The 14,926-nt window shown below is 33.9% G+C and carries 11 protein-coding genes; 6 read left to right on the plus strand and 5 right to left on the minus strand.

Annotation, left to right across the window (positions count from 1 at the left end; translation table 11 throughout):
- Positions 1-59: 59 nt before the first annotated feature.
- From CHRY9293_RS02325 to CHRY9293_RS02350, 6 genes are all read left to right on the plus strand, one after another.
- Positions 60-1,130 (plus strand): tryptophan 2,3-dioxygenase family protein, encoded by a 1,071-nt coding sequence (locus CHRY9293_RS02325; RefSeq protein ID WP_162031424.1) that lies wholly within the window; start codon positions 60-62, stop codon positions 1,128-1,130.
- 464 nt (positions 1,131-1,594) lie between these two features.
- On the plus strand, positions 1,595-2,305 hold the full coding sequence (gene deoD / locus CHRY9293_RS02330; protein WP_162031425.1) for a purine-nucleoside phosphorylase: 711 nt from the start codon (positions 1,595-1,597) through the stop codon (positions 2,303-2,305).
- A 341-nt stretch (positions 2,306-2,646) separates the two neighbouring features.
- Positions 2,647-4,134 carry a xylulokinase gene (locus CHRY9293_RS02335; protein WP_162031426.1) on the plus strand — a complete coding sequence of 496 codons (1,488 nt, stop codon included), beginning with the start codon at positions 2,647-2,649 and terminating at the stop codon, positions 4,132-4,134.
- Positions 4,135-4,191: 57 nt separating this feature from the next.
- Entirely contained in the window at positions 4,192-5,520 is a 1,329-nt protein-coding gene (gene xylA, locus CHRY9293_RS02340) for a xylose isomerase (protein ID WP_162031427.1), read from the plus strand.
- Positions 5,521-5,567: 47 nt separating this feature from the next.
- Entirely contained in the window at positions 5,568-6,989 is a 1,422-nt protein-coding gene (xylE, locus tag CHRY9293_RS02345) for a D-xylose transporter XylE (RefSeq protein WP_162031428.1), read from the plus strand.
- 244 nt (positions 6,990-7,233) lie between these two features.
- Entirely contained in the window at positions 7,234-8,262 is a 1,029-nt protein-coding gene (locus CHRY9293_RS02350) for a LacI family DNA-binding transcriptional regulator (protein ID WP_162031429.1), read from the plus strand.
- An 85-nt stretch (positions 8,263-8,347) separates the two neighbouring features.
- Here CHRY9293_RS02350 and CHRY9293_RS02355 read toward each other — a convergent pair whose 3' ends face one another.
- The 5 genes from CHRY9293_RS02355 to CHRY9293_RS02375 form a co-directional block, all read right to left on the minus strand.
- Positions 8,348-9,964: a UxaA family hydrolase gene (locus CHRY9293_RS02355; protein ID WP_162031430.1), complete on the minus strand. Its 1,617-nt coding sequence runs from the start codon at positions 9,962-9,964 to the stop codon at positions 8,348-8,350.
- 5 nt (positions 9,965-9,969) lie between these two features.
- Entirely contained in the window at positions 9,970-11,433 is a 1,464-nt protein-coding gene (locus CHRY9293_RS02360) for a tagaturonate reductase (RefSeq protein WP_162031431.1), read from the minus strand.
- Positions 11,434-11,436: 3 nt separating this feature from the next.
- Complete coding sequence (locus CHRY9293_RS02365; RefSeq protein ID WP_162031432.1) at positions 11,437-12,966, minus strand: MFS transporter; 1,530 nt, start codon at positions 12,964-12,966, stop codon at positions 11,437-11,439.
- A 280-nt stretch (positions 12,967-13,246) separates the two neighbouring features.
- Positions 13,247-13,915, minus strand: a complete 669-nt coding sequence (locus tag CHRY9293_RS02370) for a bifunctional 4-hydroxy-2-oxoglutarate aldolase/2-dehydro-3-deoxy-phosphogluconate aldolase (RefSeq protein ID WP_162031433.1) — start codon at positions 13,913-13,915, stop codon at positions 13,247-13,249.
- A 2-nt stretch (positions 13,916-13,917) separates the two neighbouring features.
- Complete coding sequence (locus CHRY9293_RS02375) at positions 13,918-14,925, minus strand: sugar kinase (RefSeq protein ID WP_162031434.1); 1,008 nt, start codon at positions 14,923-14,925, stop codon at positions 13,918-13,920.
- Between the last annotated feature and the right edge of the window lies 1 nt (position 14,926).

Genomic DNA, 14,926 nt, shown 5'->3' on the forward strand with positions numbered 1-14,926 from the left:
ATATAATAAACCACAAAAATTAAATAGAATCTTTCACATCTAATAATTATTAAATTGAAATGGAATTAGAATTTAAACTTTTTCAAAAGGAAAAAAAGAAGAATATAGAATCACTTGATCAGGAATTACTTAATTTTTGTATAAAATTTAACGAAGATCATCATTTATATTGTTCTGAGAAAGAAGAAGCCTATAGTTTCATGAAAGCGCTCACTAGTTCAGTTTATGGTTTACATAAATTTAAAACTGTAAACTATAATCGATATATTGAAAATAATCTTCTTAATTGGTATTTTTCCAGTACCCATTCTGACGAAGACAATCTTAATAATGGAATTAATTTATTATACTATTTGTTTTTAAATATTCAAGTAAAGAATAAAGGATTTAATGAAAGAAGAGACTTATTACTTCAAGAGGCATTGAATTTTATTCTCTCAGAAAATAAAAACTTATTTGAGCTAGAACAAATAAATGAGGTAGATTCAAAAGATTTGAAGTTTTATACACATAATAAAATAAATGCCGTAGTTGATTTTTCTTTTTTCCCCATCTCAGATTTTAAGGAAGAGTTTATTTTCATCAGAATTGTTCAGGTAGGAGAGGTTTGTTTTAAATTAATTAATTCAAAAATCAAAAAAATTATTAGCGATATTAATAATGATATTTATAATAAGCAGTATTTAAAAGAAATTATTTTCTTAACCGATGTCCTCCATATTAGTGCTAGGATTTTAAAGACTATGTCTCCTGACCATTTTCTAGAGTTTAGAGCGCTCACCCTAAATGCTAGTGCTATACAGTCTTACATATATCAGGAAATGGATATATTGATGTTGGGAATGAATCCTTTAAAAATTCCTTTTTATGAGAAAATTCCTGAATTAAAAAAGTTATGTGAAATATATGATACCACTACAGTGAATTTAAAGAGTTTAGTGAAGAATGATAAGATTCTAGATGAATCTTTCTGTTCAATGTTGGGTGAATTTAATAAAAAAATGCTAAAATGGAAAGCTATTCATATCGGATTAGCCATGTCATATATTCCTAAAAAAGCTGAAGGGACAGGGACTAAAGAAGGAATTGACTATTTAAGTAAAGTTTTAAAGGACTCTATTTTTGAGTAATCTTTTTTAAACAAAAACCAGATAAATCTAAACATACTTCTTTTATAATCATTACTACAAATTAGTATTTATGAAACGTGATTAATCCCATAAATAATATGAAAATAAAAGAATATACATTTACAATTGATTTTTAATATTCACAACAAAAGAGACTATCTAAAATAAATTAAAGATAGTCTCTTCTATTACTATGCTATATTATTAATAGTAGTAAATACAGAACTGTTGATTGCTGCTTGGTTCGTGGCACTGTTTGTAATTCTTAGAAACATTAACAGTTATAAATAATAATATACCTCAATTTTCATCGTCTAAATAACGTTTGCTAAAATTAAAAAATGATCTATTAAATTAATATTAAAAAGCATTCTTTTACAAAGTCAAGATTAGATTTACAATCATTTCTTACCTACAAAATCTACTTTATAATTATTATCTTTGCCTCTATTCAAAATAAGATTATGAGTATTCACATCAGTGCACAAAAAGGAGAAATTGCAAAGGTTTTATTACAACCAGGAGATCCTCTTCGTGCCCAATACATTGCAGAAAATTTTTTAGAAGGAGCTAAGCTAGTAAGCAAAACCCGAGGTATTTTTTATTATACAGGTCTTTATCGTGGTAAGGAAATTTCTGTAGGAGCTAGTGGTATGGGGTTTCCAAGTATTGGTATTTATTCTTTTGAGCTTTTCACAGAATATGAAGTCGAGACTATTATCAGAATTGGAACTTGTGGAGCATATACTACAGATTTAAAACTTTTTGATATTTTAAATGTTGAAAATGCAGCAAGTGAAAGTACCTATGCAAAATATGCGTGGGAAATTGATGGGGATATACTTGCTCATCAGGGGGCTATTTTCAATACCATTAATGAAACTTCTGAAAAGTTATCATTAAATGCCAAATCCATCAATGTTCATAGTAGTGATATTTTTTACAGAAAAGATCCAAATATTCCTGCTATTGCAACAAAATACAATTGCCCAGCTGTCGAAATGGAGGCTTTTGGATTATTTGCTAATGCAAAACATTTAGGAAAAAATGCGGCTACTATACTTACAGTAACTGATATCATCCCTACTCATGAAAAAATTTCTGCTGACGAAAGAGAAAAAGCGCTCAAACCTATGATAGAGCTAGCTCTCGAAGCAGCTTGGAAAAGTATATAAGCAAAACTGCTCATGACATAATATAAAAGAGACTGTCTCAAAAGGACAGTCTCTTTTAATTCCTATACACTCATTTCTTTCATTATAAAAAATTTAAGCTTAATAAATATCAATATTATGCAATCGATTGCTCAAATTTCATTATTAAACCTCCATTTTGGTTAAAAAAATTCATGCAAATATATCAATGTTAAGGAAAATACAAATACTTAACAGAAGTATAATTGATTTAAAATCAATACATTAAACAATAAAAATATTAAAATTTAATATTTTAATAAAATTTTACCACGTATTACATAAAATTATTACATTTAGAGCTTTACAATTATTAATAATCCATGAAATTTATAGGATATGATGTAGGAAGTTCATCCATAAAGGCTTCCATTGTCGATAGTCAAGGTAAATTAATTGTTCATGCCAAATATCCGGAACATGAAATGCCTATTCATTCTCCTAAAGTGGGCTGGGCAGAACAAAATCCTGAAGAGTGGTGGCAAAACTTACGTATTCTTACTCAAAAAGTAATTGCCGAAAGTAAAATTAATAAAAATGAAATTAAGGGAATTGGGATCTCCTATCAAATGCATGGTTTGGTTCTCATTGGGAAAGATAAAAAAGTTCTTCGCCCTTCTATCATCTGGTGTGATAGCCGCGCAGTTCAAATTGGTAATTGGGCGTTCAATGAAATCGGAGAAGAGGTATGTATGAAAGAGTTACTTAATTCTCCCGGAAATTTTACGGCTTCAAAATTAAAATGGATAAAAGAAAATGAACCGGAAATCTATGAAAAAATCTGGAAGTTTATGCTACCCGGCGATTTTATAGCATTTAAATTAAGTGAGGAACTCACTACGTCTATAACAGGTCTTTCGGAGGCGATTCTTTGGGATTTTGAGAAGAATCAAGTTTCAGAAACGATGCTTAGTCATTTAGGTATTGATCAATCTCTTGTCTCCAATGTGGTTGAAAATTTTAGCGAACAATGTTATGTTTCCAAGCAAGGCGCAGAAGAAAGTGGTCTTCCCGAGGGAATTCCTATCTATTATCGTGCAGGTGACCAACCCAATAATGCCTTCTCATTGAATGTTATGAATCCCGGAGAAATTGCGGCTACGGGAGGAACTTCGGGAGTTGTATATGGTGTAACTAATCATAGTAGTTCAAAAGAATCTGTAAGGGTGAATAATTTTGCACATATCAATCATACCAAAGAGCAAGTACGAATCGGAAAAATGCTATGCTTAAATGGCGCAGGAATTCAGTATAGCTGGCTACGTCATCAGGTAGATCAAAAAAGGCATAGCTATCAGGAACTCAATGATCTCGCTTCAAAGATCCCCATAGGTTCTGATGGAATTATTGTACTTCCTTTTGGAAATGGAGCAGAAAGAGTATTAAATAATAAAGATATTGGTTCTTCTGTTTTTAATCTTAATTTTAATCGCCATACAAGTGAACATCTTTTCCGTGCAGGGTTAGAAGGTATTGCCTATTCTTTTGTGTATGGTACTGAAATTTTGATGGCCGATGGGCTTCAAAAAGGAGTTATAAAAGCCGGAGGTGATAATTTATTCCGTTCTTCCCTATTTACGCAATCCATCGCCACTCTTTTGGATACAGAAATAAGAATTATAGATTCTACAGGATCTACAGGTGCTGCAAGAGCCGCAGCCATGGGAGCAGGTGCATTTGAATCTCAAAACGAAATTCTTACAGAAAAAGATATTTTAAAAAGCTATTATCCTGACACCCATGGTTATGATCAGTATAAAGAAAGCTATGAATATTGGAAATCTAAATTATTACAGATCATTAATAATTAAAATCATCCACAAGTATGCAATCGATTGCATTAAATTCTATACAAAAACATTAAGCATATGATATTAACCATTGGTAGTAAAGAGTATTTTAAAGGAATTGAAAAAATCCAATTTGAAGGAAAAGAATCTAATAATCCTTTAGCATTCAAATTTTATGATGAAAGCAAAATAGTTCGTGGAAAAACGATGAAAGAGTATTTCAAATTTGCAACTGCCTACTGGCACACATTCTGTGCTACAGGAAACGACCCTTTTGGAATCGGCACCCAACATTTTGATTGGTTGACTACTCAGGATGTGAAATTAAGAGCTACAGAAAAAATGGATGCCGCTTTCGAATTTTTCACTAAACTTGGCACTCCTTACTATTGTTTTCATGATTATGATTTAATTGACGAAGCAGATCACTTTGCAGAATCCACAAAAAGATTAGAATTCATCACAGATTATGCTAAAGAAAAACAAGCCGCTTCAGGAGTAAAATTACTTTGGGGAACTTCAAACTGTTTTTCGAATCCTCGATTCATGAATGGAGCAGCCACCAATCCATCTTTTGACGTATTAGCATATGCAGGTGGGCAAGTCAAAAACGCATTGGATGCTACTATAAAATTAGATGGAGAGAATTATGTTTTCTGGGGAGGCCGTGAAGGATATATGTCTTTGCTCAATACAAATATGAAACGTGAGCAGGAACATATGGCAAAATTCTTACATATGGCTAAAGATTATGCGCGAGCCCAAGGCTTCAAAGGAACATTTTTTATCGAGCCCAAACCCATGGAGCCCACCAAGCATCAGTATGATTTTGATGCTGCAACGTGTTTAAACTTTCTTCGTCAATATGATTTATTAAATGATTTTAAACTTAATCTTGAAGTTAATCATGCTACACTGGCACAGCATACTTTTGAACATGAGCTCCAAGTAGCAGCAGACAACCATGTTCTAGGGAGTATTGATGCCAATCGAGGAGATTATCAAAACGGATGGGATACAGATCAGTTTCCTGTCGACCTATATGAATTGACTCAAGCGATGTTAGTGATTATCCAAGCAGGAGGATTACAAGGAGGAGGGGTGAATTTTGATGCTAAAATCAGGAGAAATTCAACAGACTTGGAAGATATTTTCATTGCTCATATTAGTGGTATGGACAATTTCGCAAGAGCATTCCTTGCTGCAGATGCCATCTTAGAAAAATCAAAATATACAGAAATCAGAAGAAATAGATATTCTTCATTTGATTCCGGAAAAGGAAAAAATTTCGAAGAAGGAAAATTATCTCTTATCGATTTAGCTTATCATGCAGAAGGACTAGGAGAAGTGGGTAGAGAAAGTGGTAAACAAGAATTTCTTGAAAGCATCATCAACCAGTATTTGTAATATTTATATCTCTTTTTATAACAATCCAACTAAAACTATATGAAATTATGCAAATAGTAGATTCCGGACCAAAATATTCTTCTGAAACAAAAGCTGAAATCAATGTATTATATGTTACTATTCTTACTTTAGTAGCTACTTTAGGTGGACTTTTGTTTGGTTATGATACGGCCGTAATTTCCGGAGCTGAAAAATCAATACAAGAATACCTGATCATTCCATTAGGGTTAAGTTCTCTGGTGCATGGAGCAACCATTTCCAGTGCTTTAATAGGATGTATCTTAGGAGGGGCAATTTCAGGCTACTTTTCAACACGATTGGGAAGGAAAAAATCATTGATGCTTTCTGCATTTTTGTTTTTTATCAGTGCTTTAGGGGCTGCTTATCCCGAATTTTTATTTTTTACTCAAGGCGAACATTCAATGGGTGTTTTATTAGCATTCAATATATACAGAATTATTGGAGGAATAGGAGTTGGACTGGCTTCTGCTGTTTGCCCTATGTACATTGGTGAAATTGCTCCTGCGGAAATCCGTGGCAGGCTAGTTTCTTTAAACCAATTTGCTATTATCTTTGGTATGCTGGTTGTTTATTTCGTGAACTGGGGGATTGCAAACGGAAAATCGGTAGAATGGATTCATAATATAGGATGGCGTTATATGTTCTTATCACTCACTATTCCTGCCACCCTGTTTGGAGTTTTGTTATTCTTTGTTCCAGAAACTCCACGCTATCTTACTTTAATAAAAAAGGATGAAGAAGCTCTAAACATTTTAACCAAAATAAATGGTACAGAAAGAGCAAAAGAAATATTTGCCGAAATAAAAGCGACAGTAACCGAGCATACCAGTGAAATATTTGCTTTTGGAAAAACAGTACTCCTTATTGGAATTTTGCTTTCTGTTTTTCAGCAATTCGTTGGGATTAATGTGGCATTATATTATGCTCCAAGAATTTTTGAAAGTATGGGAGTCCATAAAGATGCTTCGATGCTTCAAACTGTAGTGATGGGATTAGTGAATGTGATTTTTACGATTGTGGCTATCTTCACTGTCGATAAATGGGGTAGAAAACCTTTATTGATTGTGGGCTCTATCGGTATGGCAATAGGAATGTTTGCCATTGCAATTTTCTCTTATTTGCATATTATTGGCATTACAACATTAATTTTCATCATCATTTATACTGCATCCTTTATGATGTCATGGGGGCCTATTTGTTGGGTATTAATCTCAGAAATTTTTCCGAATAAGATAAGAGGTACGGCCATTGCTATCGCGGTTGCGGCACAATGGGCTGCCAATTATTTAATTTCTTCAACCTATCCTTTCATGATGGAGTTGAGTGGTGCTTTTACTTACGGTTTTTATGGCGTAATGAGTGTTTTATCACTGTTTTTCGTATGGAAAATGGTTCCTGAAACAAAGGAAAAATCCTTGGAAGAAATTGAAAATATTTGGAAAAAATAAAGGGAACAAAAAACAATAAAAGCATGGAGGTTTAGGTGTTTTTATTGACCATCTGGCCTTTCCAATAGTAGGGAAAGTTTATATTTATAAAAAATGATCTAAGTAATGAAATAAGCTGTATCTTTTAACCCGATTTTAATTAAGTATAAAATCAAATTATTCCCTCTTTGATTGAGCATAATTTGATTAAATTTACATCACTAATGTATAGCATTGTATATACAAAAATATTCAAAAAATATATATGAATAAAAAAAGTGCCACGATATACGATATATCCAAAAAACTCAATGTAAGTGTGGCAACTGTTTCCAGAGCTTTAAATAACCACCCAAGAATAAGTCAAGCGACAAAAGATTTGGTTGTGAAAACAGCTAAAGAAATGAACTATAAGCAAAATAATCTTGCTAAAGCACTCAAAAGCGGAGAAACCAAAAATGTAGGAATTATTGTTCCCTACATTAATACCAACTTTTTCTCCTCAGTTATTAGAGGTATTGAAGAAGAGCTTTCCCCCCACGGTTATCATGTGATTATCTGTCAAAGTCATGAAGATATCAATATTGAAAAAAGACATTTAAATACATTACTTAATGCTCAAGTAGATGGAATATTTATGTCTGTTTCAAAAACGACAATAGACACTGAGCATATTCGAAATATTTTGGATACCAGCAATACACCTATTATATTTTTTGACCGTAAAAAAGACATTTCAGGAATAAGTACAGTCACAATCGACGATTACCGAGGTGGATATGTGGCCACAGAACATTTAATAAAAGAAGGCTATAAAAACATTTGTCATTTTGCCGGAGATCTTAATCTTGAAATTTATCAGAATCGCCTCAATGGATATAAACAAGCATTGATTGATAACAATCTAATGGTAAAGTCAGACAATATCATTTCTACAGGAAGTTCCATTGATGCCGGAATTGAAGCGATAAAAAAGCTTTGGGAAAAGAAGTCGGTTCCCGATGCTATTTTCTCATCTAGTGATTTTGCCGCTTTAGGAGCTTGTCAAGAGCTGAAAAAACGTAAAATAAAAATCCCCCAAGAAGTTGCTGTTATAGGCTTCTCCAACGAACCTTTTACCCAATTTATGGAACTTCCTATCAGCTCCGTAGATCAAACTCCTGTTACGATGGGAAAAATGGCAGGACAAGTATTCTTAGAAAATGTAAAAGAAAATGGTTCCGGTGTTTCTATTGAGAAAAAAGTCGTATTGGCACCCCAAATTTATATTAGAAAATCTTCAAAGCGGAAATAAAATCTGACTGTATATAGTAAAAAGAAAATGTTCCTTACTCATGTAAGAAACATTTTCAACCCTAATATTTATATAATTAAAACAATTATAAAGATACTCCTCGTCTCCAAGGAATAAAATCGTTCTGTTGTAAAACAGCTGCTTTTGTTTTTATATTTCCGCTTGCCACTTCAATAATAAATTCTAGCAACTCGTCTGCTTTTTCTTCGATTGTTTTCTCTCCTTTAATAACGTCTCCCGTATTAAAATCAATAATATCAGGCATTTTTTCATACAGAGCTGTATTCGAAGAAATTTTAACTACCGGAACAACAGGGTTTCCTGTCGGAGTTCCTAAACCCGTTGTAAATAAAACCATATTTGAACCTGACCCCACAAGAGCTGTGGTACATTCAACATCGTTTCCCGGTGTACACAACAAATTTAACCCTGGCTTTTTGATATACTCTGTAAAATCCAGTACATCATTTATGAGAGATGAGCCTCCTTTTTTAGCCGCCCCTGCAGATTTCATGGCATCCGTTATTAGCCCATCTTTAATATTCCCCGGTGACGGATTCATATCAAAGCCAGATCCTGCAGCAACGACTGATTTTTCAAAATCTTTCATTAATTGTAAGAATCGTTCCCCATCTTTCTCATTGACACAACGATTGACTAGCTCCTGCTCTACTCCACATAATTCCGGAAATTCAGAAAGAATAGTTGCACCTCCAATTCCGGCCATCAGATCCGATAACTGCCCTAATACGGGGTTAGCAGAAATTCCAGAAAATCCATCTGAACCACCACATTCCAACCCTAAAACGAGCTTTGAAATGGATGCTGGCTTTCTCTCTATTTCGTTGGCACGTTTGATTGCTTCATAAGAATCTTTGATAATTCCACTCAACATTTCATCCACTGTTCCAGACTTTTGCTGTTCATAAACAATAATCGGTTTTTTATGATCAGGGTTCATTTTTTCTAAAGCATCTTTAAAAATCTGAACCTGCAAATTCTGACAACCTAAACTCAATACCGTTGCTCCGGCTACATTCGGATTATTAACATATCCGGCCAATAATCTTCCCAACGATTCAGCATCCTGACGAATTCCCCCGCAACCTCCCTGGTGGGTAATAAATTTTACTTCAATATTTTTAAAAACACGAGACTCTTTTTCTTCCTCAGTAATCGTTTCGAATTCAGAACTATTATTAACCAAAGATCTTAGTAATAATTGATGTTTAGTCACTTTTTCAAATAAAAGCTCCTTCTCAAAAATATCTTTTAGAATCTCAACATTTCTGTTTTCACAAAATACCAGCGGAAAAAACAACCAAATATTTTCTGTACCCACTTGTCCATCCTCTCTATGATAGCCCATGAAAGTTCTATCTTTCCATTGAGCAACATCAGGTGCTATCCATGAAGCAGTTTCTGTCTTTCCTTTTACTTTTGTACTTTGATGCTTAACGTTTTCAGTTGTTATAACTTCTCCTTTTTGGATGGGTAAATTCGCTTTTCCCACCAAAACACCATACATAATGATAGGATCATCTATATTTAGATGTTCAATTACGAATTTATGTTTTGCTTTCGTATCTTTTATTATTTCATAAGTAAGATTATCTAAAATAACAGTTTCTCCCTCCTTCAAATCAACCAATGCCACTGCTACATTATCTTTGGGATTTACTTTTAGTACTTTCTTTTGCATGGTTTTTAAGAATAAAATTGTCTGAAATTATAATAGGCAGTTTCAACATTATGTTGATCGATTTCCCATAATGCCTTTGCTACTGCAGATTTCAATCCTTGTACCTTTGTAAGGTCCATCCCCCAAAAAGAGGTTTCACTCAAAGCCAGTTCAGCAACTATTTCATACTCTTCATTTTCCCAGATTTCTTTAAATTTAGTAATGATTGTATCTTCATCATTTAATGGTAAAAATTTATTACCAAAGCTTCCCTGATAGAATCGAATTAAACTTGCCAAAGAGAAAGTTAAATTTAGGGGCAATTTGTTGTTGATTTCAATATAACCTAATAAACTTGGAAGAATTCTTACTTTAAATTTTGACACAAAATATAATGCTATACTTGCTAAGTAATGCTTAATAAATGGATTTCTGAATCGATCGAACACCTCTTCTGAAAAATCTTTCAACTCCTTTTCATCCAACCCTAAAGTAGGATTCACTTCATTAAAAATAGTTTCATTTAAAAATCCACCAATAAACTCATTATCGATAGATTCTTTTACTGTTTCTTTCCCTGATAAAATAGCAGGAGCTAGCATAAGCGTATGGCCACCATTTAAAATCCTCACCTTTCTCAAACGGTAGGGTTCAATATCATCAACAACTAAAATCTGTTCATTGATTTCATCAAATGGAATTCTATCTTTTAAATTGCCACTCTCTTGGATGACCCAAAGTAAAAAGGCTTCTGCCACCACCATCATCTGATCTTCGTATTCCAATTGATCTTCATACGCTAGAACATCATCTTTCGGATATCCCGGAACAATTCTATCTACCAGGGTATTGTGAAAATAATTACTTTCTTCAACCCAGTTTATAAACTCTTCTTCTAAATTCCATAAAGCAGCATATTGCAAAATAATCTTCTTCAGAACTAAAGCATTATCTTCAATCAATTCGCAAGGTATAATTCTCAAACCTTTTTCAGGGACTCCTTTGAAATGTTTGAATCTTTCATATAACAAAACCGTAACCTTTGCAGGAAAATTTTTATGTGGACCCACATAGCTATTCTCCAATTCATCATAAGTAATCCCCGTTTCTGTTGTATTGGAAAAAATAAATTCAAGTTCTTCTTCTTTAGCAATAGCTAGAAATTCATCATAATGGGTATAAGGATTAATGGACTTTTGAATCGCCGAAATAACTTGTTTTTCATCGATAATTTCACCTTTTTTAATCCCTCTGGTAAAAAGAGTATATAAATTATCCTGTTCTTCCAATTTATGAACCGACCCCGCTGAAGTAGGCTGTATATTTACAATACCTGCCTTAAATGACGTTTCTGTATTGAGTCGGTCAATTACATAATCTGTAAACCCCCTCATAAAATTTCCTCCTCCAAACTGTACTATTTTAACGGGGAGTTTTTCCTGTGAACCGTTTAACTCGCGATTTAATTTTTGCTTTATCTGATTTTCCATCATTTATTTACTTATTATTTTATATTTTGGAACTAACGTTTTCATTACGCTCCACGCTATTAAGTAGGCCACAGCGCATACCGAAAAAATAATCATATATCCTTTATCTATACCATCTGAGATCACCGCTCCAGATTTTTCAAGTTGCTCAAGAAATCCCTCCGGTAAACGTTCATTAATATATTGAGGATATTTTTCTAATAAAGGAGTTCCATCAATGGTCGTCCAAGCTTTGTGTGAATAATCAAACAACATTCCGGAAGACTTATTAATCAAGAAAGAACCAATTCCTCCTGCCATTCCACCAATTCCTGTAATTGTTGCAATGGCTTTTTTAGGAAACATATCCCCTACGGTCGAGAATATATTGGCAGACCAAGCCTGATGAGCAGCACCTGCTACTCCAATAATCAGAACAGGAATCCAATAACTTATTTTACCTAAAGGCTGTGCTAACAATGCTAATAGTGGAAAAAATGCAAAAATCAACATCGCTTTCATCCTTCCTGAGTATGCATTCATTCCTTTTTTTTCTACAAAATATTTGGGGAGCCAACCTCCTATGATCGATAATAATGTTATCATGTAAAGAATAAATAGAGGAAATGCACTTTGTGTGGAATCCATTTTATATACTGAGCTCAGATAAGCCGGAGTCCAAAAAAGGAAAAACCACCATATCCCATCTGTCATAAATTTTCCAAAAGCAAATGCCCATGTCTGTTTATGGCTAAAACACTCTTTGAAAGAAAACTTTCTTTCTTGTAGGGATGAACCTTCCGTCGGAATATCTTCATGATCTTGTTGAATATAGTTAAGTTCATGTTCATTTACTTTATGGTGCTCGTGAGGTTTTTTATAATAAAATACCCAAAGTCCCATCCATACAAATCCTAAGGCTCCAATAATAATAAATGCCCATTCCCATCCCATTGATTTTGCAATAAACGGAATACTAACCGGGGCCGCTAGAGCGCCCACTGTTGCTCCTGCATTAAAAATACTTGTTGCTAAAGCTCTATCTTTTTTCGGAAAATATTCTGCTGTAGTTTTAATCGCTGCGGGAAAGTTTCCTGCTTCCCCAACCGCCAATACAAAACGAGCAAAAATAAACAGAGTAACACTTGTACTAATAATGGATCCTATATTATCTACTTTGCTAATAATATCTTTAGATTCTTCAAATCCAACCCACCAACTTCCTGTCAAAATTCCCGACGCTCCTATTCCACAGAAAGCATGAATCACAGCACCCACCGACCAAATTCCAATAGCCCAAAGAAACCCTTTTTTAGTATCCATCCAGTCCACGAATTTGCCTGCAAAAAGCATACTTCCTGCATAAAAAATAGAAAACAAAGCCGTAATATTACCATAATCGTTATTGTTCCAATGAAACTCCGGCGCAATGAAGTCCTTCCATGTGAGAGACAATACCTGTCGATCCATATAATTAATGGTTGTTGCAATGAAAAGAAGAACACAAATTGTCCATCTGAAGTGACTCGGTTTCGAGGATATTTCTTTTTTCATATCAATCTTTAAATAGTATTGATTTTTATCAATTTGAAATAATGAGAGTACAAACTCACCTTCTTATGCTGATATCAGCAAAGAAATTTTTATTTTCTCATCATTGTCTTAGTTAATTTTCGAATGTTTTTTAGCGCAAAGATTTATTTTTTGATGCTTATTTTGAATGAACAAAATGGTTAATTAATTCTTGGCTTTCATTATATTAGTTTCTTATATACTCTTGCTTCTATCCTTTACATCTAAAATGGATCATGTGACCGAATCTCTACGCTAAAAATTATCTTAATTTCTGAATGACTTGAATAGAATGCATCACAGTTTCTGTAATTTTTCTATAGTCATATTCTCCATTGTCATTTTTTACAAATAGTTGTGAACCTAAACCTACACAGTATGCTCCTGCAGCAATCCATTCTGAAATATTTTCCTCTGTGGGTAATACTCCCCCTGTAGGCATAATATGGGACCAAGGCATAGGACCTTTTACTGCTTTGATGAATTCCGGTCCTCCCACTTGAGTCGCAGGAAAGATTTTCACAATTTCAGCTCCTAATTCTTCCGCATAAGAAATTTCAGATACAGATCCACAACCGGGCATCCATGAAATTTTTCTTCTGTTACAAACTTTTGCTACCTCAGGATTGAGCATAGGAGCTACAATAAAATTGGTCCCTTTTTGAATGTATAAAGAAGCCGTGCCAGCATCAATAATAGAGCCAATTCCTAAAATCAATTCGGGCAATTCTTTTTCTGCATATTTTATCAATTCCGCAAATACTTCATGAGCAAAATCACCTCGATTAGTAAATTCAAAAACTCTAGCCCCCCCTTCGTAACAGGCTTTTAAAATTTTCTTTCCAATTTCTGTGTCAGAGTGGTAAAATACAGGAACAATACCTGTTTCTTTTATTTTCAATGCCACTTCTATGCGTGTAAATCTTGCCATAACTATCTTTTTATTCTTCCTCCTGAGTTTCCGTTCATCACTTCCAGAATATCTTCCACACTACAATAATTGATATCTCCAAGAATCGTATGTTTTATTGCGCATGCAGCATTCGCAAACTTTAATGCTTTCTCATCATCAAAATTCAATAATCCATAGATCAATCCTGCAGCAAAAGCATCTCCCGTTCCAATTCTGTCAACTACCGGATTTATCTCCAAAATTGTAGTCTCAAAATACTGACCTTTGATCACAGATCTTCCTTGCGTTTGTTGATCACTAGCAGTAACCCCAATTCTGATCTTATCGAAAACTTTATCAATAGAAGGAATTTGTTGTTTTAATTCTTTAGAAGCTGCTATAAAACCTTCTTTATCTGATGAAAACTGAGTTCCCAAGAGTTCATTGATTTCATTCACACCTCCAATAAAAATAGTAGAATAAGAAACCAATTCTTTTAAAATATCCTTCCCTTTTTTGCCGTATTTCCAAAGGTTTGAGCGGTAGGCAGGATCTGTAGTTACCTCAATCCCCATTTGCCGTGCTATTTCAAGTCCCTCTTTCAAATTGTTATATACACTTTCAGAAATTCCCGGACTAATACCTGTCCAATGAAAATATTTACAGCCTTCAAGTGCTTTTTTCCAATCAATCTGTCCGGAAGGGATATGGGCAAAAGAACCATTCAATCTATTGTATGCAATCCTGCTTGCCCTTACTGAAGAACCTACTTCAAGGAAATATAGTCCTAAAGGGTGGTCATTTTTGGTAATGAAAGTCGTGTCAATTCCAAAACTTTTGATGAAAGAAACTGCCGCTTCCCCGACAAAATCATTAGAAACGCTACTTATATGTCTTACGTCACAACCCATTGTTGCCAATGAAGAGGCTACATTCAATTCTGTCCCTCCGAAAAAGAATTCCATTTCGTGGCTTTGTTTCATCGTTCTGTTCCCCGGAGGTGAAAGTCTCATGATCACTTCACCAAATGTGATTATTTTGGTATTCATA

Source organism: Chryseobacterium potabilaquae (genome assembly GCF_902728265.1).
In the GTDB taxonomy this organism is placed as follows: Bacteria; Bacteroidota; Bacteroidia; order Flavobacteriales; family Weeksellaceae; genus Chryseobacterium; species Chryseobacterium potabilaquae.

Bases quoted from the DNA above. Each gene is read 5' to 3' on its own strand.
- CHRY9293_RS02325 (WP_162031424.1), top strand. From the start codon at position 60: ATGGAATTAGAATTTAAACTTTTTCAAAAGGAAAAAAAGAAGAATATA.
- deoD (WP_162031425.1), top strand. From the start codon at position 1,595: ATGAGTATTCACATCAGTGCACAAAAAGGAGAAATTGCAAAGGTTTTA.
- CHRY9293_RS02335 (WP_162031426.1), top strand. From the start codon at position 2,647: ATGAAATTTATAGGATATGATGTAGGAAGTTCATCCATAAAGGCTTCC.
- xylA (WP_162031427.1), top strand. From the start codon at position 4,192: ATGATATTAACCATTGGTAGTAAAGAGTATTTTAAAGGAATTGAAAAA.
- xylE (WP_162031428.1), top strand. From the start codon at position 5,568: ATGCAAATAGTAGATTCCGGACCAAAATATTCTTCTGAAACAAAAGCT.
- CHRY9293_RS02350 (WP_162031429.1), top strand. From the start codon at position 7,234: ATGAATAAAAAAAGTGCCACGATATACGATATATCCAAAAAACTCAAT.
- CHRY9293_RS02355 (WP_162031430.1), bottom strand. From the start codon at position 9,964: ATGCAAAAGAAAGTACTAAAAGTAAATCCCAAAGATAATGTAGCAGTG.
- CHRY9293_RS02360 (WP_162031431.1), bottom strand. From the start codon at position 11,433: ATGGAAAATCAGATAAAGCAAAAATTAAATCGCGAGTTAAACGGTTCA.
- CHRY9293_RS02365 (WP_162031432.1), bottom strand. From the start codon at position 12,966: ATGAAAAAAGAAATATCCTCGAAACCGAGTCACTTCAGATGGACAATT.
- CHRY9293_RS02370 (WP_162031433.1), bottom strand. From the start codon at position 13,915: ATGGCAAGATTTACACGCATAGAAGTGGCATTGAAAATAAAAGAAACA.
- CHRY9293_RS02375 (WP_162031434.1), bottom strand. From the start codon at position 14,925: ATGAATACCAAAATAATCACATTTGGTGAAGTGATCATGAGACTTTCA.